The sequence below is a fragment of the Acinetobacter sp. YH01009 genome (assembly GCF_013420765.1).
Lineage (GTDB): Bacteria > Pseudomonadota > Gammaproteobacteria > Pseudomonadales > Moraxellaceae > Acinetobacter > Acinetobacter amyesii.
On sequence record NZ_VOYE01000001.1, the window covers coordinates 335,763 to 358,358 of the forward strand.

Below are 22,596 nucleotides of genomic sequence, written 5' to 3' on the forward strand. Positions count from 1 at the left end.
ACCATGCCATCTAAAACAAATCTAGCGACGACCTATGCGTTGTTGGTCTTTATTTGGTCGACAACGCCACTTGCCATCGTTTGGAGTGTAAGTGATATCAATGCGTTTTGGGCGATGACATTACGCTTTTTTATTGCGTTACCCTTGGCTGTCGCATTATTGTTTATTTTTAAACATAAACTGCCGATGGATAAAACCTCCCTGCACAGTTATTTGGCGGGGGCATTTAGTTTTATTGGTTCTCAGATTTTTACCTATATGGCAACGGCCTATCTCAGCTCAGGCATTATTGCCCTGATGTTTGGTTTGGCACCAATTATGACGGGTCTGATCGGTCGTTTCTTCTTTCATACCTATCTGCATCGCTTGCAATGGATTGGGATGTTGATTGCCGTTTGTGGTTTAGCCATTATTTGCTTAGGGGGCAGTGATCAGCACGTACAACCTGTTGGCATCGTCTTAATGTTAATGAGCGTATTCGTCTACTGTATGTCGATTTTTTGGGTGAAAAAAGTCAATGCGCCATTGCAGCCCATGTCTCAAGCCACAGGTTCGATTCTCATCTCAACATTATTTTCTGCTGCAATGCTACCGTTTATTTGGCAGTATGCACCGACACAGATGCCTTCAACTAAAGCGCTCATCGGCTTATTTTATGCGGTGATTATGGCTTCATTGATTGCAATGTTTTGTTATTTCAAACTGGTACAAAACATTAAGGCGACAACCTTATCATTAACAACGGTACTTACACCGATGCTCGCGATGTTGTTCGGGGCACTGTTAAATGATGAAAAATTGACCTTGATGGTGTTCTTGGGGGCGATTGTATTGTTGACCGGTTTATTTGTGTATTTCTACAAAGATTTACAGGCAAGTCGTGAGCTTGCCCGAAAAACACAAGCTCCGAATTAAAGCTTCTGCTGAGTCAGGGCGATGCATTCAGCCAATTTAACCCGGTCTTGAGGGAGCAGTGTGATAAAATAGGCACCCGTACGATATAAGTTGCTTTCTTCTTCACGGCTATAAACCACTTGTGCTGTTGCCGCAATATGGAAGAAATTTTCAGGGTGGCTTAAGGTCACATGGATATAAGTACCTTCTTTAATCGCGCGTTCGCTAAAAAAGCTCAAACCAGTCTCTGAAAAATTCACATGCTCAGGCACTGGTAACATGCTTTGTACAATTGCGTCGTATAAAGAACCCGTAATAAGGTTTAACTTTTGGTTAAATAAGGATAAGATTCGAGCAATTTGTTGATCTTTCTCAGCTAATTGTTCTAATTCGTAGTTGAGTGCATGATCAAATTGATCTAATTCAGCAAGTAGTAGAAAATAGCGCGGCAATACAAAATTAGGATCGTAAGGATCATTCAGTGCAACATCATCAGAGATAATCTGATAGTTGATGCGCAAAGCAGCATCGATACGCGACATTACACGGCGTTCAGTTTGAACGCTTTGATGCTGTAAATTTTCCATAATATATTACCTCGGACTAGATGGTTATGTTTAAACCAATCTCGCTGTATATAGGGTTGAGATACACTCGCGCTCGGCGCAGTAACCACTTTATTTCTTTTATTGCTCTGGTATCCATGATCGGCCTCACGCTTGGTGTGGCAGTCCTTATTACAGTTTTATCTGTGATGAATGGTTTCGATCGTGAGCTGAAAACTCGTGTCTTAGGAATGATACCTCAAGCCACTGTTTCTTCAACACAAATTTTAACAAATTGGCCTGAACTTGCAAAAAAAATTGAGCAGCATGAGCATGTTCAAGGGGTCGCACCATTCACCCAATTACAGGGAATGTTGACGGCACAAGGTCAAGTGTCTGGCATTATGGTCAGTGGGATTGAACCGCAGTATGAAAAAAAGGTATCAATTATCCAAGACCATATGGTGGAAGGTAGTATCGATAACCTGAAAAAAGGTGAGTTTGGTATTGTCCTTGGCAAGCAAATGACAGATGCCTTAGGTTTAGGCTTGAATGACAGTGTGACCTTAGTGCTTCCTGAAGCAACACCTTCTCCGGCTGGGGTCGTTCCGCGTTTTAAACGATTTAAAATTGTGGGTATTTTCAGTATTGGTGCGGAAGTTGATTCGATGATGGGCTATGTAGCTCTGAACGATGCGTCGACTTTATTAAGACTGCCAGATGGTGCACAAGGCATCCGTATGAAGTTGGATGATATTTTTGCAGCACCACAAGTCTCTCAAGAAATTGTGCGTGATCTACCAGCAAACTTCTATGCTTCAGATTGGACTTATACACACGGCAACCTGTTCAGTGCGATTCAAATGGAAAAGGCAATGGTAAGTTTATTGCTGTTCCTGATTGTATTGGTTGCAGCATTTAATATTGTGTCTTCATTGGTGATGGTGGTCACTGATAAAAAATCCGATATTGCCATTTTGCGTACACTAGGCGCTTCACCGGCTACAATCACGCGGATCTTTATGGTGCAAGGTACAGTGATTGGGGTGATTGGTACGGTGTCTGGGGCAATTTTAGGGATTATCGCTGCATCTAGTATTAGTAATTTAGTTGGTTGGTTGAATACAACACTGGGCTTAAATATGTTTGATGCTTACTTCATTAACTATTTACCGTCTTATTTAAGATGGCAAGATGTTGTGGTGATTGTGTCCTTATCATTGGGTCTTAGCTTTATCGCGACTATTTATCCGGCTTTACGTGCAGCTAAAGTTCAACCTGCAGAGGCTCTACGCTATGAGTAATTTAGTTTTAGATGCCCAAAACATTACCAAATCTTTTACCGATGGGAAGTCTACAGTCGATGTGATTCGTGGACTTTCATTACAAGTCAAAGCGGGTGAGTTTGTTTCGATTGTGGGGTCAAGTGGTTCTGGTAAAAGTACGTTGTTGCATGTATTGGGTGGCTTAGATCGTCCAACATCGGGTCAAGTGTTGATTAATGGTCAACGCTTTGACACTTTAGGTGAAGCAGAGCGTGGATATATTCGTAATGAGCATTTAGGTTTTGTATATCAATTCCATCACTTACTACCTGAATTTACCGCCTTTGAAAATGTGGCGATGCCATTAATGTTACGGAAGTCGAGTAACTTCAAAGAAGTCAAGCAGCAAGCTGAATACCTGTTGGAACGTGTTGGACTTTCCCACCGCATGACGCACAAACCCGGCGAACTTTCAGGCGGTGAACGTCAACGTGTGGCTTTGGCCCGTGCATTGGTAGCAAGACCTAAGTTGATGATGGCTGATGAGCCAACAGGGAACTTAGACCGAAAAACCGCAGTGAAGATTTTTGAGTTGCTATCTGAGTTGCGTAAAGAATTTAACATGGCCATGTTAATCGTGACCCATGATGAATATTTAGCTCAATCTGCTGATGCGATTTTGCATATGCAAGATGGTTTATGGGTTGATGACTAAGCGCTAAATTGATTTCGCAAAAATTAGTGGATTAAGATTGTTTGATTGAAGCTCACCTCGGTGGGCTTTATTATTGCCAGCACATAATAAAAATAATGATGACTCATGTTGCAAAGCTTTTGTATTGGCTGGATTTTAGGCATTTCTTTTATGGGTTTCAGGTTTTGGAATCCACAACTCTCGACAGCTCAGTTGCTTTTTATTGTCCTGATTTGGCTAGGTTTACAGCTTGGTATTTCATCAAAACTAAAAAGTATTTTTTCGAAAATCTTACAGCTCAGTACAAATCTATGCATGGGTGCAATTCTCGGCTTCAGTTTCGCCAATACTCAACTTGATCAGCGTTTGGCATTGGTTGAGCATCAGAGCAGACAAGGCGAGTTTATTGTGTATATCCCACAAATTAGCCAACTCAAAGACCAAGCGATACATCAAAAAGTCGAAGTGCTAAATGTGAATCAGCAGATTCAATATTTTATGGCGTATTTACCCAATTCGATTTTGCAAAATAATGACCAGACGATCCAGCTAGTTCCCGGGCAATACTATCGCATGTATGGTGAGTTACGGCCTACACAGAGTTATGTGACCGAAGGTGCATTTGATCAAGAACGGTGGAGCATACAGCAAAATATACATGCCAGTTTAAAGGTGAAGTCAGTCGAATTGATACCACCCCAACATATGACTGCAATGGGCTATGGTCATCAGTATCAACGACATCAAGGTGTGTTGCATCAGTTCAAAATAAAAGTCGAACAGCAGCGTTTATATTTAAGAGCGTTTATATATCAACAACCACTACGAAATCATGGCTTGCTGCTAGCACTGCTTACTGGTGATAAAAGTTTACTCACTGAAGGCACCAGTGAATTATTTCAACGCTTTGGCATGAGTCATTTACTAGCGATCTCTGGTCCGCATGTACTGGTTTTTGCCAGCATGCTCTGTTGGGCGATGCAGTTGGGTATCCGTAAATATTGTCCCAAAATTTATCTCAAATGGCCTAAACAATATGTATTGGTCGTGCCCTTTATCTTCTGTGTCCTTTTATATTGTGCATTTACCGGTTTTGAAATACCAGCACTAAGAACGCTGACGATCTGCCTTGTCGCAAGTAGCATGCTTTTGTTACGGCAAACCATTCAGCCTTTTCAACTGCTGGTTTTTAGTGCCGCAATTTTATTGCTCGTGGATCCCTTTAGTATTTTATCCGCGGCATTTTGGTTGTCTTATGGCGCATGCTTTATTTTACTGCGGATATATCAAACCTTAAGGATGCATTTACTGGCTCAAGCGGAAGTCAGTTTTTGGCAAAAGTTAAAGCATTCAATGTGGTTGATGGTGGAATCACAATGGAAAATCTTTGTCGCCTTATTTCCATTGATGGTGATTTTTTTCAAGCAAGTGACTTGGATTAGCCCATTAAGTAATTTATTCGCCATCCCGTGGTTAGGGGCTGTGGTGGTTCCTTTAGATATCATCGGAGGGGCACTTTCTTATATTTCTACACCTTTGGCGCATTTGGTCTTTTTATTCAATGATCTGTGTTTAGAAGTGTTGCATGTATTTCTCTATGGCTTAGATCGACTCTTTGCACCACAAATGCAAGATGTCGCATTGACGTCAACTCAGATCGTACTGTTGATACTCGTTATAGTAATCTTATTTTTACCTGAAGGAATCTTGCCAAAATATTGGGCGGTCATTGCCTTTTTTGCTCTGTTTATCCCATGGAGAAATTCAGCAAATTTTCAGCTTTCAATTTTAGATGTGGGGCAAGGGCAGGCGATCTACATCCGATCTGTAGATCATCATATGATGGTGGACTTCGGTGGAAACTATGATGAAAATAAATTTAGTGTTGGGCAAAATATCATCCGGCCATTTTTGAGTGTGCAAGGTGTCCATCGACTAGATCGGGTGTTATTGACTCATTTAGATCAAGACCATAGTGGTGGCTTTTTCTCATTGGAGCAACAGCTTGATATTGGACAGCTTTCAAGTAATGAGCGGGTACAAACCATAAACCAAGCTCCACAGCGCTTATGTCAGCGTGGTCAGCAGTGGAATTGGGATCAGCAAGTATATTTTGAAATACTCTCGCCAAAGCCTGAAGATCTGACAAATGCTCAATGGAATGCCAATGAACGTTCTTGTGTTCTATATGTCACGGTCAAAGGCGTCAATGGCCCACGACATTTTCTATTGATGGGGGATGCGGGTTGGGAGACGGAATATCAAATGTTAAGTGATTATCCAGACCTAAAAGTCGATGTCTTGGTGCTTGGACACCATGGTAGTCGGCACAGTTCATCCTATGCGTTTTTAAACCATTTTAAGCCCAAGTTGGCGATTGCTTCCGCAGGTCGCTTTAATCGTTATGGACATCCTGCAAAGATGACCCAAACACGTCTCAAACAATTAGACATTCCACTCTTGCAAACTGCACAAAGTGGAAGTATTCATTTCAAGCAAAATAAACAACAAATTGAACTAATTGAAGAGCGTACAAAGTATAAATGGCTCGATCTATATCGCAGGCTATCTAAAGAATCTGAATAGAAAACTGCTTCAAGTGTATTGCTTGAAAATGTCATTCTGTCACATTTTTAATTTTTTGCTGTCTTTGATATTCCTCACGAATATCACGAATGCGTTGAGCGGCTTCCTCATCACTAATATTGTATAGATTTCTCAATTTTGGATTGGCTTTAAAGCGTTTATAGCTCCAGTGATAATGTTCTGGATAACGATGAATTAAATCTTCCACTGCTTTAAAAATAACCATTGAGCCATCATCTGCATTGCCTTGATAAATATTGTCATCGATAGGTTCGATATGCATATCAAAACCATGATTATCATTACGAATGGCGTACAGTAAGAGCGCACGTGCTTTGGTTTTTTGAATTAGTTTTGCACTTAAGTTGCTGGTTTTTAGTGGAATACCAAAGTATGGAATCATTTCACCGCCGGCATTGGGGGTATGGTCTGGCAAAATCACCGTCGTCCCACCTTGTTTTAAGGCTTTGAAAATTTGACGTACACCTGATTCATCCGTAGGAACCAATATTGCTTGCTCACGGCTTCGAGCAGCACGGACAAAATTGTTGGCAGATTCACTTTTTACCGGCTTGTACATGATGGTCATTTGAGTGTACTGCGCAACCCATGCATTCATGATTTCCCAAGTACCAAAATGTGGTACCACGAGTACAACGCCTTTTTGTAGGGCGAGCGCTTCATGTAAATATTCAGCGCCATGTACGTGATGAATTCGTTGAATATTTTTTTCTGTACTTGCACCCCAAATGTTAAAAAATTCAAAATAAGAACAAAGTTCGTTTCGAATCGCTTGTTTAGTGAGTTGAATGCGAGCTGACTCTGATAATTCAGGCAATGCAATTTTAAGATTGCGTTGAATCGTAGAGTAGGTTTTAGAGATTTTTAAAACATTGACTAACCCAGCCAAACCTTTTGCAATTAATCTAGAAATTTGAATAGGTTGACGGCTGATAAATTTTAACAGGTGATATGTGGTGTCCTGTGAATTTTGGTCGGTCATCTTATTTAAGTCTGAAAGAAATGAAAGAAAATTTAAAATAATTATAGGGGAAAATGAATTGATTAGACAGTTATAGCGATTAGCGTGTATATAATGACTACAAATTAACGATCAAATGGGTTTTTTTATGTCCGAATGGCCACCAAAACCTGAAGAAAAACAGCAAAGTTCTTCAAACAATATCCAGCAGCCAACTGGAAATGAATGGAAAATATTAGAAAAAGCCGTGCTTTCTTCCGTTGAGGAACAACGTAGAGCACGTAGATGGGGTATATTTTTTAAATTTTTAACCTTTGCTTATTTGCTATTTATTATCATTGCGATGGCGAAAAGTTGCAGCATGTCATCATCAGATCCTGCAGCAACAGCGGGTTCACATATTGCCGTGGTTGATATCATTGGGACCATTGCAGCGGACAAGCAAAGTGTAAACAGCGCAAATACCATCAAAGCTTTGAAAAAAGCTTATGAAAATAAACAAAGCAAAGCGGTTGTTTTAAATATTAATTCACCGGGTGGTTCACCTGTTCAGTCTGATGAAATCTGGCAAGAAATTCAGTACTTGAAAAAAGCCCATACCGATAAAAAACTGTATGCCATTATTGGTGATACAGGCGCTTCAGGTGCGTACTATATTGCTTCTGCCGCAGATGAAATTATTGTCAATCCTTCAAGTTTAGTGGGTTCAATTGGCGTGATCATGCCGAACTATGGCGTTAGTGGTTTGATGCAAAAGTTTGGTGTAGAAGATCGCACCATGACTTCGGGTGAGAACAAAGCGATTTTATCCATGACTCAACCTGTCGATGCTGCACAAAAAGCACATGTTCAAGGTGTACTCGATAACGTTCATGCGCATTTTATTAATGCCGTGAAAGAAGGTCGCGGTAAGAAATTAAAATCGAATGATCCGGCTATTTTCTCAGGTTTATTTTGGACAGGTGATCAGGCTGTGAAGCTGGGTATTGCTGACCGTACAGGTAGTTTAAATAGCCTGAAACGTGAGTTGAAAACTGAAAAAGCTGTGAACTACACCATTGAAAATAGTCCATTTGATTCTGTACTTGGTCGTATGGGAAGTTCATTTGGTCAAGGTTTGGCAAGCGCATTGTCACAACAGGTTCAATCTGAAAACAGCACGAAGTTACAATGAAACCGTTAATTCATTTTGCGCACGCCAATGGCGTGCCATCACTGGTTTATCAAAAATTGTTTGATTTATTGAGTGATGAATATGATGTGATCTATGTGCCGCTACTTGGGCCAGATAAGCGTTACCCAATCGATAACCATTGGAAGAGCTTAACACAGCAAGTCATTGATAGTATTGTACGTCAGGCCAATGGTCGTAAGGTGATTGGATTAGGTCACTCATTAGGTTCGGTTTTAACATTTCAGGCTGCGTTACAACGCCCAGAATTGTTTGAACAAGTGTTAATGATTGATCCGCCTATGATCATGGGTAAAGAGTCTTTTGCTTTGCACATTGCAAAACTCCTCAAACTCAAAGTTGTCGATAAAATGTCGCCCGCAGGCTTGTCGAAACGTCGTCGTGATCATTGGGACAGTCGTGAACAAGCAGCGGAGCTTTTAAGGCCGAAAGGTTTTTATAAAGATTTCGATCCAGACTGTTATCAAGCTTATATTGATTATGCCTTGATGGACGATAAACTGCGTGGTGGGGTGGAGTTGACGATTTCACGTGATGATGAGGTTCATATTTTTCGAACCAATCCTTCACTGTGGTGGTTACCTCAGACTCAACCACAAGTGCCTGTGCAGCAGTTAATTGCAGAGCAGGGGCCATTTTTAGCTCGGCACTTTCCACAAAAGGTTGAGAAAAAATTTGGGATTCCATTTAAAGTTGTTGCGGGGAGTCATATGTTCCCATTGGAACATCCTGTGGAAACTGTTGAATTGATCAAAGATTTACTTAAATTGCCTAAGCGTCATCATTAAAGCTTAAAAACGACAACACAAAAAAAAGCACTCTATAGAGTGCTTTTTTTATGAATGAAACATTCTACTTTTGAGATTTATTTCGCATTTTCAAATTGTAAAACAACTTTGTTGTTGGCATCTAAAAATTTCAAATGATCTTTAGAGGCATCATAATGAGTAACTTGGCTCAATGCCTGCGAAAAATGTTGAGGAATATTTGTCGCAGTCAAACACGCTCTTTGTGTTGTAGCAAGGTTTGAAAATTGGATTTTTGTGTTTTGCACAGCGTAACCGCCCATGAATCGATTACAACCATCAGAACCACTTACACGAGTATCGTCGAAAGTGATGGTGGGTACGTTCGAATTGTTAGGGTCAGCTTCAAGCTTAACGCCTTGAATTTCACTCGCAACCCAATTTTTGTTTTGTAATTTATCTAAATTACGATCAGTAGCCGGATTTGATGTCGTAGCACAACCAATCATACCCAGTGTTATACATGCACAAGTCGCCAGTGTGATGGATTTTAACATGTGATTTTCTCCACTTTTTTTGAAGGATGTAATATTTCTAGATTTATAAGGTTTACTAATTGCAATATAAGCTTATTATTTTAATGATGCTAAAAGCTTTAATTTAACTAAAAACTACATATTGATCATAAAGTTGAACATTCTGCAAAAATGGATTTTAGATTTTAGATTTTAGATTTTAGATTTTAGATTTTAGATTTTAGATTTTAGATTTTAGATTTTAGATTTTAGATTTTAGATTTTAGTAATAAATAGAGTTTTATTTGGCACTGAAAAACAAAACGCACCCTAAGATGCGTTGATTGTTAAATTATACAGTTGCTTAGAACTTACAGAATTGAACAGGTTGTTGCAAAGGCTCGCCACGATATAAAACACCGTTTTCAGTGTGTTGAATGGTGCCATTACAAATCCATTCTGCCACTTGAGGGTAAATCACATGCTCAAGCACGTGAACCCGATCTGCCAGACTTTCAGCATGATCATGCACATTGACTTTAAGTACGCCTTGAGCAAGCGCTTGACCAGCATCCAGCTCTGCAGTCACATAGTGAACTGTACAGCCATGGAAGACATCACCGGTGTTTAAAACACGTTGATGAGTATGCATGCCTTTATAATTTGGCAGCAGAGAAGGGTGGATGTTAATCATTTTTCCTTCCCATGCTTTGACAAATTTTGCGCTTAAAATGCGCATAAAGCCTGCTAAAATGACCAAATCAACATCCCAGTCGAGCAGTTGTTGATGCATCACATCATCAAAAGCTTCACGACTTGGATATTGTTTATGTTCAATGACTGCAGTTGCAATCTTTGCTTTTTCTGCACGTTGCAGTGCAAAAGCGTCAGGTCTATTGGAAATCACCCCAACGATTTGACCTGATAGATTGGCATCGATCAGGGCTTGCAGGTTAGATCCGCTGCCTGAAACAAGTACAGCAATTTTAATCATGAACGTTGCTTATGCGAAAACTACACGGATTTTTTCGTCAGCGCCTTCAACAGATTCAGCATTATCTGCAATGTGACCCATTGTGAATGCTTTTTCGCCAAGGCTATTGAGTAATTCAACAGTTTTGTCAGCATCGGCTGCATCAACCACGAGAACCATACCTACGCCACAGTTAAATGTGCGGTACATTTCAAATTGTTCAACACCACCTTCTTTTTGAAGTAGTTTGAATAATTCTGGCCATTCCCAAGATGCTTCATTGACTACCGCTTGAGCACCATTTGGCAGTACGCGAGGTAAGTTACCCGGTAAACCGCCGCCTGTGATGTGCGCCATAGCGTGTACATCCACTTCTTTCAATAACTGAAGAATTGGTTTTACATAAATACGTGTTGGTTCCATTGCTGTATCTGCAAGTGGACGACCATCAACGATTTGAGTAAGGTCAACGTTTTTCACATCTAAAATTTTACGAAGAAGTGAGTAACCGTTTGAGTGTGCGCCAGAAGATGCAACACCAACTAAAACGTCACCCGCTTTAACTTTAGAGCCATCAATAATTTTGCTTTGCTCAACTACACCTACGCAGAAACCTGCAAGGTCATAGTCTTCGCCTTCATACATACCTGGCATTTCAGCAGTTTCACCGCCAACCAATGCACAGCCTGCAAGTTCACAACCCGCACCGATACCAGTTACAACATTTGCTGCAACGTCAACGTTGAGGTGGCCAGTTGCATAGTAGTCAAGGAAGAACAGTGGTTCAGCACCACATACAAGAAGATCGTTTACGCACATTGCAACCAAGTCTTGACCAATTGTGTCATGACGGTTCAAATTCAATGCTAAACGTAATTTTGTACCAACACCATCTGTGCCAGATACGAGAACAGGTTCTTCATAACCTTTAGGAATTTTACAAAGAGCGCCGAAGCCGCCTAGGCCGCCCATTACTTCAGGACGTGCAGTACGTTTCGCGACAGATTTGATACGATCGACTAACGCGTCGCCCGCTTCAATGTCGACACCTGCATCTTTGTAGCTTAAACCAGTGTTTGGGGTAGAAGTTGAGTTGCTCATAATGAAGTCTCCGCATTCGCGCGGGGATTATAACCTGAATATGCAAAACTCTTATGCTATTTCGCACTAAAATGTTATCTTTATTAAAATATTTTCCTTTCTATAACGATTACATTGAAAAAAGGTGACTTTATATGGGTGATCGCACCTTGCGCCGAATATTTATTCTTGCTGGGATAGCATTGATCATATGGGTTTTATACTTATTAAAGCCTGTAGTTGTTCCTTTTATCGGCGCATTTCTAATTGCATATTTATTTAGCCCTTTAGTCGATAAATTACATAATATTGGCTTGCCGCGCTGGTTATCTATCAGTTTGGTCTTTATTGGAATTGGTGTCGCTATATTCCTTTCAATGTGGTTCCTCGTACCACTGGTATGGGAACAGTTGATGTATGCGAAAAACAATATTCCAAGCAATATTCATTGGGTCAACTATACATTCCTGCCGTGGTTATCAGAGACATTTAATCTTGTACCGATGGAAATTGATACAGAGCAAATGTCAGCAGCGATCATGGAGTATATTCAAACCAACTATAGTGCAGACAGTATCCAAGCCATGTTGTTAAAAGTGGCTCAATCAGGTCTGAACTTCATACAAATTGGTGGCACGATTGTCTTAATTCCAATCATTGCCTTCTATTTCTTATTAGATTGGGAGCGTATGTTAGAAAACATGCGTCGCCTTATTCCACGCAAATACGAAAAAAGCACATTAACCATCGTAGGCGAATGTCATGAAGTTCTAGGCGCATTTGTAAAAGGCCAGTTCTTGGTGATGTTCTTGTTGGGCGTTGTATATGCGGTTGGACTTCAATTGGTGGGTATTGAGGTCGGCATCATCATCGGGATGATTGCAGGTTTAGCCAGCATTATTCCGTACTTGGGTTTTGCAGTCGGTATTATTTCGGCAGTTGTGGCATGTCTATTCCAATTCGGTTTGGATTGGGTACATTTGGCCTTAGTGCTGGTTGTCTTCATGGTGGGACAGGCGATAGAAGGCTATATCCTACAGCCGTTCTTACTGGGCGACAAAATTGGTTTGTCTCCAGTAGCCGTAGTTTTTGCGGTGCTTGCAGGCGCACAATTGGCAGGACTGCTCGGAATGCTCATTGCATTACCTGTCGCAGCGATTATTGTGGTGTTATTACGTCATGCGCGTGAAAATTATGAGAAAAGTAATTTATACCGAAATGATGTACTCGTGGTGAATGATGCTGAAATTGGCACATTAAGCGTAGAAACCAATCAAATTGCTGTCGATATTGAGCTCAAAAATCAGTCTGCAAATTCGCTGCAAGATCCTGAAATTTCGAGTAACATTGAACGATCAGAACATAAAGATTGATAAGGCCAAAATATAGATATGCGTCAATTGCAGTTAGATATAGAACCCCAGCTCGATGCCCGAATTAGTGATTTTTCTGGGCCGAGTTGGGGACATGTAATCGATGGTGTACGTCAATTACATGCAGGATTAATGAATCGTTTCTATATCTATGGTGGAGCTGGCACAGGAAAAAGCCATTTACTGTCTGCAATATGTGACTCCTATTTAGAAATTGGCAAATCAGCAATTCAAGTTTCATTGCTTGAATTGCTAGATGCTCCCACTGAAGCGATTACTTCGCTCGATCGCTATGACTTGGTGGCTTTAGACGATATTGAAGCGATTAGCGGAGTTCCACATTGGCAAAAAGCTGTTTTTCACCTGATTAATTATAATAACGAAGAAGGTGGTCAATTGGTCTTTTCATCTCGGCTGGCGCCCATTGAACTCAAACTTGAACTGCCAGATTTACAGTCTCGATTAACTCAGGCTGTCAGTGTAAAAGTACCAAATGGTAGTTTATACGCAGACCGACAAGCACTCGTAAACTCTGTTTTGGCGCGACGTGGCATCCATATGGATCAACAAATTGTAGATTATTTGTTGGCACATGGGCCGCATCAGGCATCCATTTTACTTAGATCTTTAGAACAACTGATTCAGATGTTAAAAGGTGAAAAAGTCAAATTGAGTCATGCCAATTTAAGACAGATTTTTGCCCTAATTGATGAATATCGGTAAGCAATAAAAATTCTTGAGTAATTACTCAAGCTGTGACAAAGTACATAAAAATATTTTAATGTTGCAAGGATTGTGCAACTTAAGAATAAAAAGATAAAAAATATTTAAGGAGATGGATATGCTCAAACAGAGCATAGGCATTGGCATGCTTCTCATGGCAGGTCATGCATTTAGCGCAGAAATTACCGTTACAACCACTGAAGATGTTGTAAAGGATGACAAGGAATGTTCACTTCGTGAAGCCATAGAATATATCAATAATGGTATGCCAGAAGCCGGATATAATGGTTGCGGGGGGAAAGACGCCTATGCCTCAATTTCTCTGAAAAAAAATGAAGTTTATAAACTCACTAAAAAAATTGATATTAAAGCAGAACTGAATCTGAAAACGGCGTATGACAGTAACGTCAATGAAGATGTCGTACTCGGTCTTAATAATGCCGTCATTGAAATGACCGGTAAGGATCAAATTTTTAATATTAATGACGGCGAAAAAGAACTAATTGCGATCAATTTTAAAGAAATTTCATTTAAAGGATGTAAGCAAGATCAGTGCGCTGATAAAGGCGGCATCCTTTTTAATAATGAAAAACTCACACTTGAAAATGTAAAGTTTGAAGATGGTAATGCACGACTTGGTGGTGCAATCTACAATGTTGGATTCTCAGAAGATGGCGCAGCTGTAGCAAGCCGTCTGTATATGCGAACCACGATTTTTCAAAACAACAAAGCGGTAGATGGTGGTGCAATTTACTCAGAAGCGCCGGCTTATGAAATCTATACATCTTTGTTCAAAAATAATGAAAGCACTTCTGGTCGAGCGATTGTTTACAATCAAAATGGGCTCGCAGACATCAGCAAGTTAGTGTTCAGTAACCCTCAAAATATCATTGCCAATAGTACCTTTTTCAAAAACAAAGGTTTTGCTATCAACTTACGTGATGGCTTAGCACTCAATAATATTACAGTACTGAAGAACAGTGGTGGTATTGAACTAAATAGTACCTCTGAACATGCTTATTTAGCCAATAGTGTGGTGATTGGTAATGCACTCAGCGGTACAGCTCAAGATTGTAAAGTCGTGAACTCAGGTACAGACCAATCTGTTTTTTATAACAACTTAGTGGCTGCGAGTTGTCCTGTTGGGCCTGCTGCAAATTTAAATGATGTGTGGTCTGGGACAAGTTTAATCGCGGGTGAAGATGAAGGTAGCTGTAAAACCTTAACAGAAGATCGTAATGCACTTTTCTGTCCATTTACCACAGCAAACAACGCATTTATTGGTTATTTACGTCCTCGTATTTTATTAGATTACGAAACGATTTTCTCAAGCCCGATATTAAATAAGGGGAAGACCACAGCAGATGGCAATGAGCATCATGTGTATTGTGAGTCTTCTGATCAGCGTGGAAAAAATCGTAATTTGGATGATGTTTGGTGTGATCGTGGGGCTATCGAAATTGTGGTTCCTGTGAGCATGCCTCGCTTAGGTAAAGACATACGTACAGGTGAAGTGGCGAAGTTTAATATCTTAGATGCTTTAGGTGACAGTGATTTAATTCCAAAAGAAGAATGTACAAAAGTGATGGGTATGGCAAATCCAACAGGTGAGCCATGGCAAGATGGTTGTCCAATAGTTGTACAAAGCACCGAATCAAAAGGTAAATTTACACTGAATTTGAATGGTGATTTTGAATACACGCCAAATGGAAATTGGCATGGCGCAGATATTTTTGAATTGCGTGTGGTGACGTCTTCAACCCGTTTTAATACTTCGGCAAAAAATTATTTAGCTGCAGAAGTGCGTATTTTCCAAGAACCAAACAATGAAATGGAAAGTAAAACCGTTAAAACTTCGGGTGGTGCTCTAGGCTGGGCGAGTATTTTTGCGCTGCTTGGCTTAGTTGGATTTCGTCGCTTTAAAAAATAGTCTGGATAGAATTAAGGACAGCACATGAAAAATTATAAAAAAGGATTGCTGGCGGTCATGGTCCTTGCGGCTATGTCATCTATGGCAGCAACAAGTAACATCATCAAAGTTACGACCTTTGATGATGAAAATGGTGAAAATCTCAATCAATGTTCTTTACGTGAAGCGATTGAAACTGCACGTAAAAACAAATCTTTTGGTGGATGTAATGTCGGTAATCCAAATAATGGGCAGACCGATTATATTCAACTTGAAGCAGGTGAATATCTTCTGACTAAAGGTGAGTTAGTTCCGGTCAATCAGATCGTGATTGAAGGGAAAAGTCGCTTTAACTATGATTCAAAAAATTTACTGACGCAGAAATTTCCTGCCTATGAAGATATTAGAACGACGATTAATGCCCAAGGCAAATCTCGTATTTTTAATACTTCACGTTCAGAAGCCAACTTTATCGTCAATAATGTTCGCCTTACTGGCGGGATGGCAGAAGATCGAGGTGGTGCCTTGTATTTAGGGGGAGCATTTACCTTAAATAATGGTGCAATTGAAAACTCTCAAGCCAAAGTTGCTGGCGGTGCAATCTACTCCGTTGCGCATAATATGTCGAAAAAAACATTATTGGTGAGCAGTTTAGTTCAGGGCAACATCGCACCTAAAGGTAGTGTTGTTGCTATGGACTGTATCGGGAACTTGGGGGATACCCAGCCTGAAATTGTGTTCCAGCAAAGCAGTATTATTCAAAATGGTTCATCGACGAGCAATAGTGTGATGGACTTCTGTGGAAATGCCAAGGTTGAACTGACAGCAAATACGATTGCAAAAAACCAAGCAAATCCAAGTACGGGTAGTATTATCCGTGCCATTTCTCAGGGAACGGATCGTTTAAGTGCTTTTTCTAGCTTCGTTTTAACCAGTAATACAATAGTCGAGAACAATGCGGCTAGTACCTATTATTATGATAACAATGGTACAAAGGCTTGGTATTTCAATGTATTGGCCTACAATACTGGTGGAAAATCTTGTCGTTATCTGAATAATGCAGTACCTGATAATGGTCAAAAATTTGTGGCAAGTAATAATGCATTTGAACTGGCAGCCGCACAGTGTGATTTACCAGAAAGTGTGCTGAATAGTACGGAAAGCTTTCTGCAAAACCATGATGTAAGTAGTTATGCTATGGGGACTTTATTAAGCGCCCTACAAACAAAATCTGCTTATAATTTGTATTTACCTTTGTATTACCCGAAAGCAATCGGCAGTGGTTTTGACTTGATCAATCTGGGCTTAGACGGCTGTAGTGATGCGGATCAACGGGGCATTTTGCGGATCACAGATGGTACTTTACAGTTATCACCTACGCAAAGAAACACATGTGATATTGGCTCGGTTGAGTTAATGAATTTAACCGCAGCAGATATGGCAGATATTACCAATGAGTCTTTAACAGCTCTGCAAGATAAGTATCAAAATACAATTGATGCTTTGAAAAAGGATATCGATGATCCTGATTATGCAGAATACAAAGTTGCCAATCAGGATGATTTAACAAAGTACGAAGCGGTATTAAGTGCATTAAAAAATAACCTCAAATATCGTGCAGTTTATTTTGATCCGTTCCCGGCATCATTACCTCAAGAAGAGTCTGTGAATGGTAGTGCTGAAACACGACAAATTGCCTTAAATGCTGACAACTATACCGTGACGACTTCACCAATCGGCATCGGTAGTGAAATTACGGTGTCTAGTACAGGCGAAGCAAGTATCGTAGGTAATCCACCGCATGACCTGCACTGTGATTGGGATGCGGAAATAAAACAAATCGTTATTTATCGCACCAGTGGGGCAACAACAGCACCTACCGAATACGGTTTTTGTAAATATACGCTAAAACAAAAGACAGGGAGTCAGGCGGAATCCTCTGGTGTAGTACGTGTGGCCTTTAAAAATATGACCCCAGTGGCCAAAGCTGCCCAATATACGATTAGTCCGTCAAATAATTTGTCTGTTACAGTCAATAATTTATTAGAAAACGCTAATGATGATGGTGATGGTCCAGTTGCATCTATGCCAGCGGGTAAATCGGTATGGCATAAAAATGAAGAAGGCCAAATTATTCCAATTCGTTTTACGAAAATCCCAGCAGGTTTAAACTTTGAAGCTGAGTATAGTGGTAGCTGTCCAGCAAGTTATTTAAAGGAAACCTGCTACGGTGGCAAAATCACCTTCTCTGTAAAAAATGGCTTTAGTCAGTTTGACTATCCTGTTGAATATAGCGTTATCGATAGTGACGGCATTGCATCAAGTAATGCAATTCTGACTCTTAAGAATACCGCGAAAAATACCAACTCTTCTTCTAGCGGCGGTGGCTCAATGGGAGTATTTGGACTGTTGGCATTGATTGGTTTGGGTGTGTATCGTCAGCGTAGGTTGAGCAAGTAAGACAATAAAAAAAGCCTCGATAAGAGGCTTATTTTATGGCTTAACCAATGTAATTGATTTGATTTTTACAACATGCTGTTATTTTTGATTAGTGAACGACAGCGATAGGCTGTAAATATTTATTGATATACTCATCGCGAATAGCAGGTCTTTCATCAGGACTAGCTTTTTGCATACGTGTCGCGAGTTCTTTACGTTCTAAAGTACTCATTTTTTGCCAAGTTTCGCGCATACGTTGCTTTTCACTATCTGGAAGTTGAGTGAACCAATCCATGCGCTGTTGCAAGCTGACACGTTGATCTGCAGGAATCTCTTTGAGTGCCTGATACTTTTTAATTAAAGCCTGTTGTTCTGCTTCAGATAGCGAATCCCAAGTTTCATTGACTTGAGTATCTGCATCTTTTGAAAATATCCAAAAGCGATCAAAGCCAGCAAAACTGGTTTGCAAAAAACTAAAAGCACAGAATGCAATTGCTAATTTTTTAGCTGCCATGTGGAACTTTGTCCTCACCCAGAACCATCAACATTTCAAGATCTTCTACCATTTGAGGGGAGAGCTTAGGGGTTGAAATCACCTGATTTTGTGGTTTGTCATCCAGTACAGTCGCATTCGGTAAAATGACGAAACCTGCAATTGCTGCTGCAAGTGCAAAGCCAGACATTTTCCAGAAACCATAACGAGAAGTTTCGCGCTGATGAATATCTTCAAGCACGTTATTCATGACAGTTGCTTTGTCTTTATGGTGCTGTGCGAGTCCATCAAGTTTGGAAGTTACTTGCTTTAAGAAATCATCTTGTTTCATTCGGATGATCCTCCCATATGTGGATTCAAATGTGCCAAAGCGGTACGTAAACCTTGAATGGCACGGTGGTAATGTGTTTTCACACTGCCTTCGGAACAATTCATAATTTCTGCAGTTGTATGCGTATCAAAGCCTTCCCAAGCTCGCAACATAAATGCTTGTTGCTGGCGGACTGGAAGTTCTGCGATAGCATCTTGTATTTCCTCTGCAGTGACAGCCTGATCCAGAAAGTCGAAAGGGTTTGGTGTAGATTCATCTACCACATCCTGTATCTCGACATCGTCGTCATCTAGGCTGACTTTTCTAAATAAGGAAAACGGCTGCGAACGACGTGCTTCTTTTCGACGCCAGTCTTGCAGCTTGTTATTTAAAATGGTGTAAAACAGGGGATACCATTCCTCTGTGGATTTTTCAGCATAAGCTTTATGTAAGGAAATAAAGGCTTCTTGCACCAAGTCCATGGCAATGCCATGTTGACCGTGCGTTGCACTTTCCATCATTACTAAAGCACGCCCCGTCACTTCATTCATGAAGTTTTTCAGGCGAGACTCAGCCGTGCTTTTTAAAACACTGCTGTCTTGCGTCTCGGACTTTTTGGGTGCTAAATCCATAGAGATGGAAAATCCTGTCATCGGATACCCACCATTATTTCCATATTCATATACAAATAACGATGGAAATAACGGTAAGGTTGACAAAAAGAATTATTATTTTTTCTAGTGTAGTCTATTTTTTTCAGGCTTAAGCGCTAAATACAATAAAATAACGATTTTACTGACGCTGACGTACCATTTCAAAAAAACAGATCGAGCCAGCAATGGCTACGTTTAATGATTCTTGACCACCCGGTTGAGGAATCGCAACGGCTTCTGCATGTTGTAATGCATATTCAGAAACACCTTGACCTTCATTGCCTAAAATCCACACACATTGTTGGCGCAAATTTTTGCTATACAGGTTTTCAGACTGATGAGAGCTTGTTGCATACACTGGAATTTTGAATTTCGTCAAAATATCTTCAAGGGCAATATTTTCAAAGGTATTTAATGAAAAATGTGCGCCCATGCCTGCGCGTAATACACGCGGTGACCAGAGTGATGCAGAGCCTTTGGTACAAACGACTTGCTCAATACCCGCCGCGGCAGCAGAACGGAGTAGGGTACCTACATTACCAGGGTCTTGAATGTTGTCTAAAATTAAGGTGTCTTCACTGAAGTTAAGCGCTTCACTTGAACTTGGTAAATCCACAATCGCTAAGCAAGCAATAGATGTTCCAAGTGTACTGATATCTTTGTATAAAGATTCACTTAGAATGAACACCGCACCTTGATATTGTTCCGCAATGCGATCGAAATCAGCATGGTTAATTGCTTGTTCAGTGGTGAAAATCGATTTGATTGGACGTTTTGAGTCTAACCATGACAACACCAAGTGTGTGCCTTCCAAAACAGTTTGACCTTGTTTTTTACGGTAGGCATTTTGTTCGATTAAGCCACGGAGGTGCTTAATTTTCGGGTTGTCTTTTGATTCGAGATAAATCAGAGCCATGAGGGAGATATCCACGAAAGTCAGCAAAAATACTGACTTTCGTTATTAGAAATTAATTATGGTATGAAGTAACTAGGTCAACTTCGTTTTTAGAACCAATAATCACAGGAACACGTTGATGAAGTTCTGTTGGTTGGATGTCTAGAATGCGGACACGGCCTGTTGTAGAAGCACCGCCAGCTTGTTCCATCAACATACTCATTGGGTTTGCTTCGTACATTAAACGTAGACGGCCTGCTTTTTTCGGATCTTTGAAGTCGTATGGATACATGAAGATACCGCTACGGCAAAGAATACGATGAATATCACCCACCATGCATGCGACCCAACGCATATTGAAGTCTTTTTCACGCGGGCCAGTTTTACCTGCAAGAAGTTCGTCGATATAACGTTTTACAGGTTCTTCCCAGTGACGTTGGTTCGATGCATTAATTGCATACTCTTTAGTGTCTGCTGCAACCGCAATCGCATCTTTAGTTAATAAGAATTCTTTGCTTTCTGGATCAAAAGTAAAGAAGACTACGCCAGCACCGACAGTTAGAGCCATCATTGTTGATGGGCCATACAGTACATAACCTGCAGCCGCTTGGTTAACACCCGCTTGCATGAAATCTTCAGCTTGCGTTACGGCATTTTTTGCAGGAAGAATTGAGAAAATTGTGCCAACACACATGTTGATATCGATGTTGCTTGAACCATCTAATGGGTCGAACAAAACAAGATAATCGCCATTTTCTTGAGCTGGCGTGAATTCATCTAATTCTTCAGATGCCAAACCACCGACATGTGGATGAACTTTTAATGCATCGATGAGGTAATCATTTGAAATGACATCAAGTTTCTTTTGTTCTTCACCTTGAACGTTTTCGTGTTGCGCGCTACCCAATACACCAGCCAAAGCACCTTTTTGTAAAAGAAGGTCGATGTCTTTGCATGTATTACCAATTGTTTCAATAACTTGTGCTAATGCAGGAGTAAGATTACCACTTTGTTGTTGTAGAAATTGGGAAAGGGTGAGATTTGACATAACCGGAAAACTCCAAATATTAATTTATCAAAAATGATAAAAATGTGATTGTGCAACATTTTAGATGAGAACGAAGGAAAAGAAAAATTAAACTAGACTATTTGTCGTGATTTTACCCTTGCAAGTCCTGAATAACATGCTATGTTGAATCTAATGTATAAATCGAAAGACAGGGAGCACAACAATGACCACACAAAAATTTGATGCGACTCCGACTGCAACTGAGGGATTGAATTTAGACGATATTTCTGCGGATACCGTAAAAGCTGCTTGGAGCAGTTACGAAGCAAAAGCAGAGTATAAAAAGTTCAATAAACATGATCTCATTGAGTCGATGCAAACAGAAAAAGAAAATGCTGAACATCCAGAAGCAGAAGCGTAATGATTTGGATTGTTACGGTGATTTTCTAGTTGGTAAAGCTAAGGATCTCGTTTTAAAAGTCGTTCATTTGCATTTTAATTGATTATTTTTTATGTTCTAAAGCCGCTAATCGAATTTATCCTGAGTTAAAGGGCTAAATTGAGCTAAAGCAAAGAACATTGCAATAGAACGGTGCAAATGAAACGATATAAATTAAATGATACGGGTTAAATAAAAAAGCACTCATTAATGAGTGCTTTTTTTTAGCTCAGACTTTTTCAAGTCTTATTTAAGTAGCGGAGGAACAGCTTCGTAGTTAATTTCTACGCGGCGGTTTTCTTTCCATGCATTTTCATCATGACCCGCATTGATTGGCATTTCTTTACCATAGCTGACTGCTTCAAGCTGGTTAGGGCTTACACCTGTTGTAATCAGGAAGCTTTCAACAGCTTTGGCACGACGTTCACCAAGTGCCATGTTATATTCACGAGTACCACGTTCATCGGTGTGACCTGTTAAAGCCACGCGTGAGTTTGCATTAGCAACTAGGAACTGAGCGTGAGCTTGAAGGGTTTGTAAGTCTTCATTGCTAAGCTCTGTACTGTCGTAGTCAAAGTGTACAACGCGCTTCGCTAAAAATGCTTTATTCGCTTCAGTTACACCTTTCGATGATGCACCCGCAAGGTTTTGTGCATTGAGTGCTGCATCTTCACTTAAACCTGAAGTGTTTACAGTGGTTGAGCCATTTGGGTTTTGTCCTGCTTGTACATCTGCTGCAGGTTTACGGCTGGCACAACCAGTCATTACTAATGCTGTAGCTAAAACAGGTAATGCAATCAGTTTCATCGCGTTCATATTGATCTCCATGACGGTTATTTATAATGTTTCATTAAAAAGTTATTGTTGAAAAAATCATGCAG

At 40.3% G+C, this 22,596-nt stretch carries 22 protein-coding genes; 11 read left to right on the forward strand and 11 right to left on the reverse strand.

The window, feature by feature from the left end; translation table 11 throughout:
- Positions 1–3 precede the first annotated feature (3 nt).
- The gene (locus tag FTT76_RS01685; RefSeq protein ID WP_180008946.1) at positions 4–915 is read left to right on the forward strand and encodes a DMT family transporter; all 912 of its coding nucleotides are present in this window, start codon (positions 4–6) and stop codon (positions 913–915) included.
- Here FTT76_RS01685 and FTT76_RS01690 read toward each other — a convergent pair.
- Complete coding sequence (locus FTT76_RS01690; protein WP_078190390.1) at positions 912–1,481, reverse strand: PilZ domain-containing protein; 570 nt, start codon at positions 1,479–1,481, stop codon at positions 912–914. The genes FTT76_RS01685 and FTT76_RS01690 overlap by 4 nt on opposite strands.
- Positions 1,482–1,507: 26 nt before the next feature.
- Between FTT76_RS01690 and FTT76_RS01695 the strand changes: the two genes are divergently transcribed.
- The 3 genes from FTT76_RS01695 (at position 1,508) to FTT76_RS01705 (ending at position 5,984) form a co-directional block, all read left to right on the forward strand.
- Complete coding sequence (locus FTT76_RS01695) at positions 1,508–2,743, forward strand: lipoprotein-releasing ABC transporter permease subunit (protein ID WP_078190389.1); 1,236 nt, start codon at positions 1,508–1,510, stop codon at positions 2,741–2,743.
- On the forward strand, positions 2,736–3,419 hold the full coding sequence (gene lolD, locus FTT76_RS01700) for a lipoprotein-releasing ABC transporter ATP-binding protein LolD (protein WP_078192053.1): 684 nt from the start codon (positions 2,736–2,738) through the stop codon (positions 3,417–3,419). Before FTT76_RS01695 ends, lolD begins: the two co-directional genes overlap by 8 nt.
- Before the next feature lie 105 nt (positions 3,420–3,524).
- Entirely contained in the window at positions 3,525–5,984 is a 2,460-nt protein-coding gene (locus tag FTT76_RS01705; RefSeq protein ID WP_180008948.1) for a DNA internalization-related competence protein ComEC/Rec2, read from the forward strand.
- Positions 5,985–6,015: 31 nt separating this feature from the next.
- Here FTT76_RS01705 and FTT76_RS01710 read toward each other — a convergent pair whose 3' ends face one another.
- Positions 6,016–6,987, reverse strand: coding sequence for a lysophospholipid acyltransferase family protein (locus FTT76_RS01710; protein ID WP_180008950.1), 972 nt, complete (start codon positions 6,985–6,987; stop codon positions 6,016–6,018).
- A 127-nt stretch (positions 6,988–7,114) separates the two neighbouring features.
- On the opposite strand from FTT76_RS01710, the gene sppA reads away from it, so the two are divergent.
- Complete coding sequence (gene sppA / locus FTT76_RS01715; RefSeq protein ID WP_078190385.1) at positions 7,115–8,140, forward strand: signal peptide peptidase SppA; 1,026 nt, start codon at positions 7,115–7,117, stop codon at positions 8,138–8,140.
- A complete protein-coding gene (locus tag FTT76_RS01720; RefSeq protein WP_180008952.1) occupies positions 8,137–8,946 on the forward strand; it encodes an alpha/beta fold hydrolase in 810 nt (269 codons plus the stop codon). The genes sppA and FTT76_RS01720 overlap by 4 nt, the downstream gene beginning before the upstream one ends.
- Positions 8,947–9,023: 77 nt before the next feature.
- Here FTT76_RS01720 and FTT76_RS01725 read toward each other — a convergent pair whose 3' ends face one another.
- From FTT76_RS01725 to purM, 3 genes are all read right to left on the reverse strand, one after another.
- The gene (locus FTT76_RS01725; RefSeq protein WP_078192049.1) at positions 9,024–9,461 is read right to left on the reverse strand and encodes an META domain-containing protein; all 438 of its coding nucleotides are present in this window, start codon (positions 9,459–9,461) and stop codon (positions 9,024–9,026) included.
- Between the two features lie 322 nt (positions 9,462–9,783).
- Entirely contained in the window at positions 9,784–10,413 is a 630-nt protein-coding gene (purN, locus tag FTT76_RS01730) for a phosphoribosylglycinamide formyltransferase (protein WP_180008955.1), read from the reverse strand.
- A 9-nt stretch (positions 10,414–10,422) separates the two neighbouring features.
- The gene (gene purM, locus FTT76_RS01735; RefSeq protein ID WP_078190382.1) at positions 10,423–11,493 is read right to left on the reverse strand and encodes a phosphoribosylformylglycinamidine cyclo-ligase; all 1,071 of its coding nucleotides are present in this window, start codon (positions 11,491–11,493) and stop codon (positions 10,423–10,425) included.
- A 134-nt stretch (positions 11,494–11,627) separates the two neighbouring features.
- On the opposite strand from purM, the gene cxpE reads away from it, so the two are divergent.
- The 4 genes from cxpE to FTT76_RS01755 all read left to right on the forward strand — a co-directional run bounded on the left by cxpE (position 11,628) and on the right by FTT76_RS01755 (position 17,937).
- On the forward strand, positions 11,628–12,845 hold the full coding sequence (gene cxpE, locus FTT76_RS01740; RefSeq protein WP_180008957.1) for a chloramphenicol efflux transporter CxpE: 1,218 nt from the start codon (positions 11,628–11,630) through the stop codon (positions 12,843–12,845).
- Between the two features lie 18 nt (positions 12,846–12,863).
- Complete coding sequence (gene hda / locus FTT76_RS01745) at positions 12,864–13,568, forward strand: DnaA regulatory inactivator Hda (protein WP_078190380.1); 705 nt, start codon at positions 12,864–12,866, stop codon at positions 13,566–13,568.
- A 118-nt stretch (positions 13,569–13,686) separates the two neighbouring features.
- Entirely contained in the window at positions 13,687–15,498 is a 1,812-nt protein-coding gene (rbtA, locus tag FTT76_RS01750) for a rhombotarget A (RefSeq protein WP_180008959.1), read from the forward strand.
- Between the two features lie 24 nt (positions 15,499–15,522).
- Positions 15,523–17,937 (forward strand): CSLREA domain-containing protein, encoded by a 2,415-nt coding sequence (locus FTT76_RS01755; protein WP_180008965.1) that lies wholly within the window; start codon positions 15,523–15,525, stop codon positions 17,935–17,937.
- An 88-nt stretch (positions 17,938–18,025) separates the two neighbouring features.
- On the opposite strand, the gene FTT76_RS01760 is transcribed toward FTT76_RS01755, so the two are convergent.
- From FTT76_RS01760 to FTT76_RS01780, 5 genes are all read right to left on the reverse strand, one after another.
- Positions 18,026–18,430 carry a DUF3106 domain-containing protein gene (locus FTT76_RS01760; RefSeq protein ID WP_078190378.1) on the reverse strand — a complete coding sequence of 135 codons (405 nt, stop codon included), beginning with the start codon at positions 18,428–18,430 and terminating at the stop codon, positions 18,026–18,028.
- Positions 18,420–18,740, reverse strand: a complete 321-nt coding sequence (locus tag FTT76_RS01765; RefSeq protein WP_078190377.1) for a hypothetical protein — start codon at positions 18,738–18,740, stop codon at positions 18,420–18,422. Before FTT76_RS01765 ends, FTT76_RS01760 begins: the two co-directional genes overlap by 11 nt.
- Positions 18,737–19,351, reverse strand: a complete 615-nt coding sequence (locus FTT76_RS01770; RefSeq protein WP_111883945.1) for an RNA polymerase sigma factor — start codon at positions 19,349–19,351, stop codon at positions 18,737–18,739. Before FTT76_RS01770 ends, FTT76_RS01765 begins: the two co-directional genes overlap by 4 nt.
- Positions 19,352–19,511: 160 nt before the next feature.
- Positions 19,512–20,288, reverse strand: coding sequence for an RNA methyltransferase (locus FTT76_RS01775; protein ID WP_078190375.1), 777 nt, complete (start codon positions 20,286–20,288; stop codon positions 19,512–19,514).
- A 52-nt stretch (positions 20,289–20,340) separates the two neighbouring features.
- Positions 20,341–21,315, reverse strand: a complete 975-nt coding sequence (locus tag FTT76_RS01780; protein WP_078192041.1) for a class 1 fructose-bisphosphatase — start codon at positions 21,313–21,315, stop codon at positions 20,341–20,343.
- A 184-nt stretch (positions 21,316–21,499) separates the two neighbouring features.
- On the opposite strand from FTT76_RS01780, the gene FTT76_RS01785 reads away from it, so the two are divergent.
- Positions 21,500–21,697 (forward strand): NF038105 family protein, encoded by a 198-nt coding sequence (locus tag FTT76_RS01785; protein WP_078190373.1) that lies wholly within the window; start codon positions 21,500–21,502, stop codon positions 21,695–21,697.
- A gap of 264 nt (positions 21,698–21,961) precedes the next feature.
- On the opposite strand, the gene pal is transcribed toward FTT76_RS01785, so the two are convergent.
- Positions 21,962–22,531, reverse strand: a complete 570-nt coding sequence (gene pal, locus FTT76_RS01790; protein WP_078190372.1) for a peptidoglycan-associated lipoprotein Pal — start codon at positions 22,529–22,531, stop codon at positions 21,962–21,964.
- Positions 22,532–22,596 lie beyond the last annotated feature (65 nt).

Excerpts from the sequence above, each read along its gene's own strand:
- purN (WP_180008955.1), bottom strand. The coding sequence starts at position 10,413 with ATGATTAAAATTGCTGTACTTGTTTCAGGCAGCGGATCTAACCTGCAA.
- FTT76_RS01695 (WP_078190389.1), top strand. The coding sequence starts at position 1,508 with ATGTTTAAACCAATCTCGCTGTATATAGGGTTGAGATACACTCGCGCT.
- rbtA (WP_180008959.1), top strand. The coding sequence starts at position 13,687 with ATGCTCAAACAGAGCATAGGCATTGGCATGCTTCTCATGGCAGGTCAT.
- FTT76_RS01775 (WP_078190375.1), bottom strand. The coding sequence starts at position 20,288 with ATGGCTCTGATTTATCTCGAATCAAAAGACAACCCGAAAATTAAGCAC.
- pal (WP_078190372.1), bottom strand. The coding sequence starts at position 22,531 with ATGAACGCGATGAAACTGATTGCATTACCTGTTTTAGCTACAGCATTA.
- FTT76_RS01710 (WP_180008950.1), bottom strand. The coding sequence starts at position 6,987 with ATGACCGACCAAAATTCACAGGACACCACATATCACCTGTTAAAATTT.
- FTT76_RS01725 (WP_078192049.1), bottom strand. The coding sequence starts at position 9,461 with ATGTTAAAATCCATCACACTGGCGACTTGTGCATGTATAACACTGGGT.
- FTT76_RS01770 (WP_111883945.1), bottom strand. The coding sequence starts at position 19,351 with ATGGATTTAGCACCCAAAAAGTCCGAGACGCAAGACAGCAGTGTTTTA.
- FTT76_RS01720 (WP_180008952.1), top strand. The coding sequence starts at position 8,137 with ATGAAACCGTTAATTCATTTTGCGCACGCCAATGGCGTGCCATCACTG.
- FTT76_RS01780 (WP_078192041.1), bottom strand. The coding sequence starts at position 21,315 with ATGTCAAATCTCACCCTTTCCCAATTTCTACAACAACAAAGTGGTAAT.
- hda (WP_078190380.1), top strand. The coding sequence starts at position 12,864 with ATGCGTCAATTGCAGTTAGATATAGAACCCCAGCTCGATGCCCGAATT.
- FTT76_RS01765 (WP_078190377.1), bottom strand. The coding sequence starts at position 18,740 with ATGAAACAAGATGATTTCTTAAAGCAAGTAACTTCCAAACTTGATGGA.
- purM (WP_078190382.1), bottom strand. The coding sequence starts at position 11,493 with ATGAGCAACTCAACTTCTACCCCAAACACTGGTTTAAGCTACAAAGAT.
- FTT76_RS01685 (WP_180008946.1), top strand. The coding sequence starts at position 4 with ATGCCATCTAAAACAAATCTAGCGACGACCTATGCGTTGTTGGTCTTT.
- FTT76_RS01705 (WP_180008948.1), top strand. The coding sequence starts at position 3,525 with ATGTTGCAAAGCTTTTGTATTGGCTGGATTTTAGGCATTTCTTTTATG.
- FTT76_RS01760 (WP_078190378.1), bottom strand. The coding sequence starts at position 18,430 with ATGGCAGCTAAAAAATTAGCAATTGCATTCTGTGCTTTTAGTTTTTTG.
- lolD (WP_078192053.1), top strand. The coding sequence starts at position 2,736 with ATGAGTAATTTAGTTTTAGATGCCCAAAACATTACCAAATCTTTTACC.
- FTT76_RS01785 (WP_078190373.1), top strand. The coding sequence starts at position 21,500 with ATGACCACACAAAAATTTGATGCGACTCCGACTGCAACTGAGGGATTG.
- cxpE (WP_180008957.1), top strand. The coding sequence starts at position 11,628 with ATGGGTGATCGCACCTTGCGCCGAATATTTATTCTTGCTGGGATAGCA.
- FTT76_RS01690 (WP_078190390.1), bottom strand. The coding sequence starts at position 1,481 with ATGGAAAATTTACAGCATCAAAGCGTTCAAACTGAACGCCGTGTAATG.
- sppA (WP_078190385.1), top strand. The coding sequence starts at position 7,115 with ATGTCCGAATGGCCACCAAAACCTGAAGAAAAACAGCAAAGTTCTTCA.
- FTT76_RS01755 (WP_180008965.1), top strand. The coding sequence starts at position 15,523 with ATGAAAAATTATAAAAAAGGATTGCTGGCGGTCATGGTCCTTGCGGCT.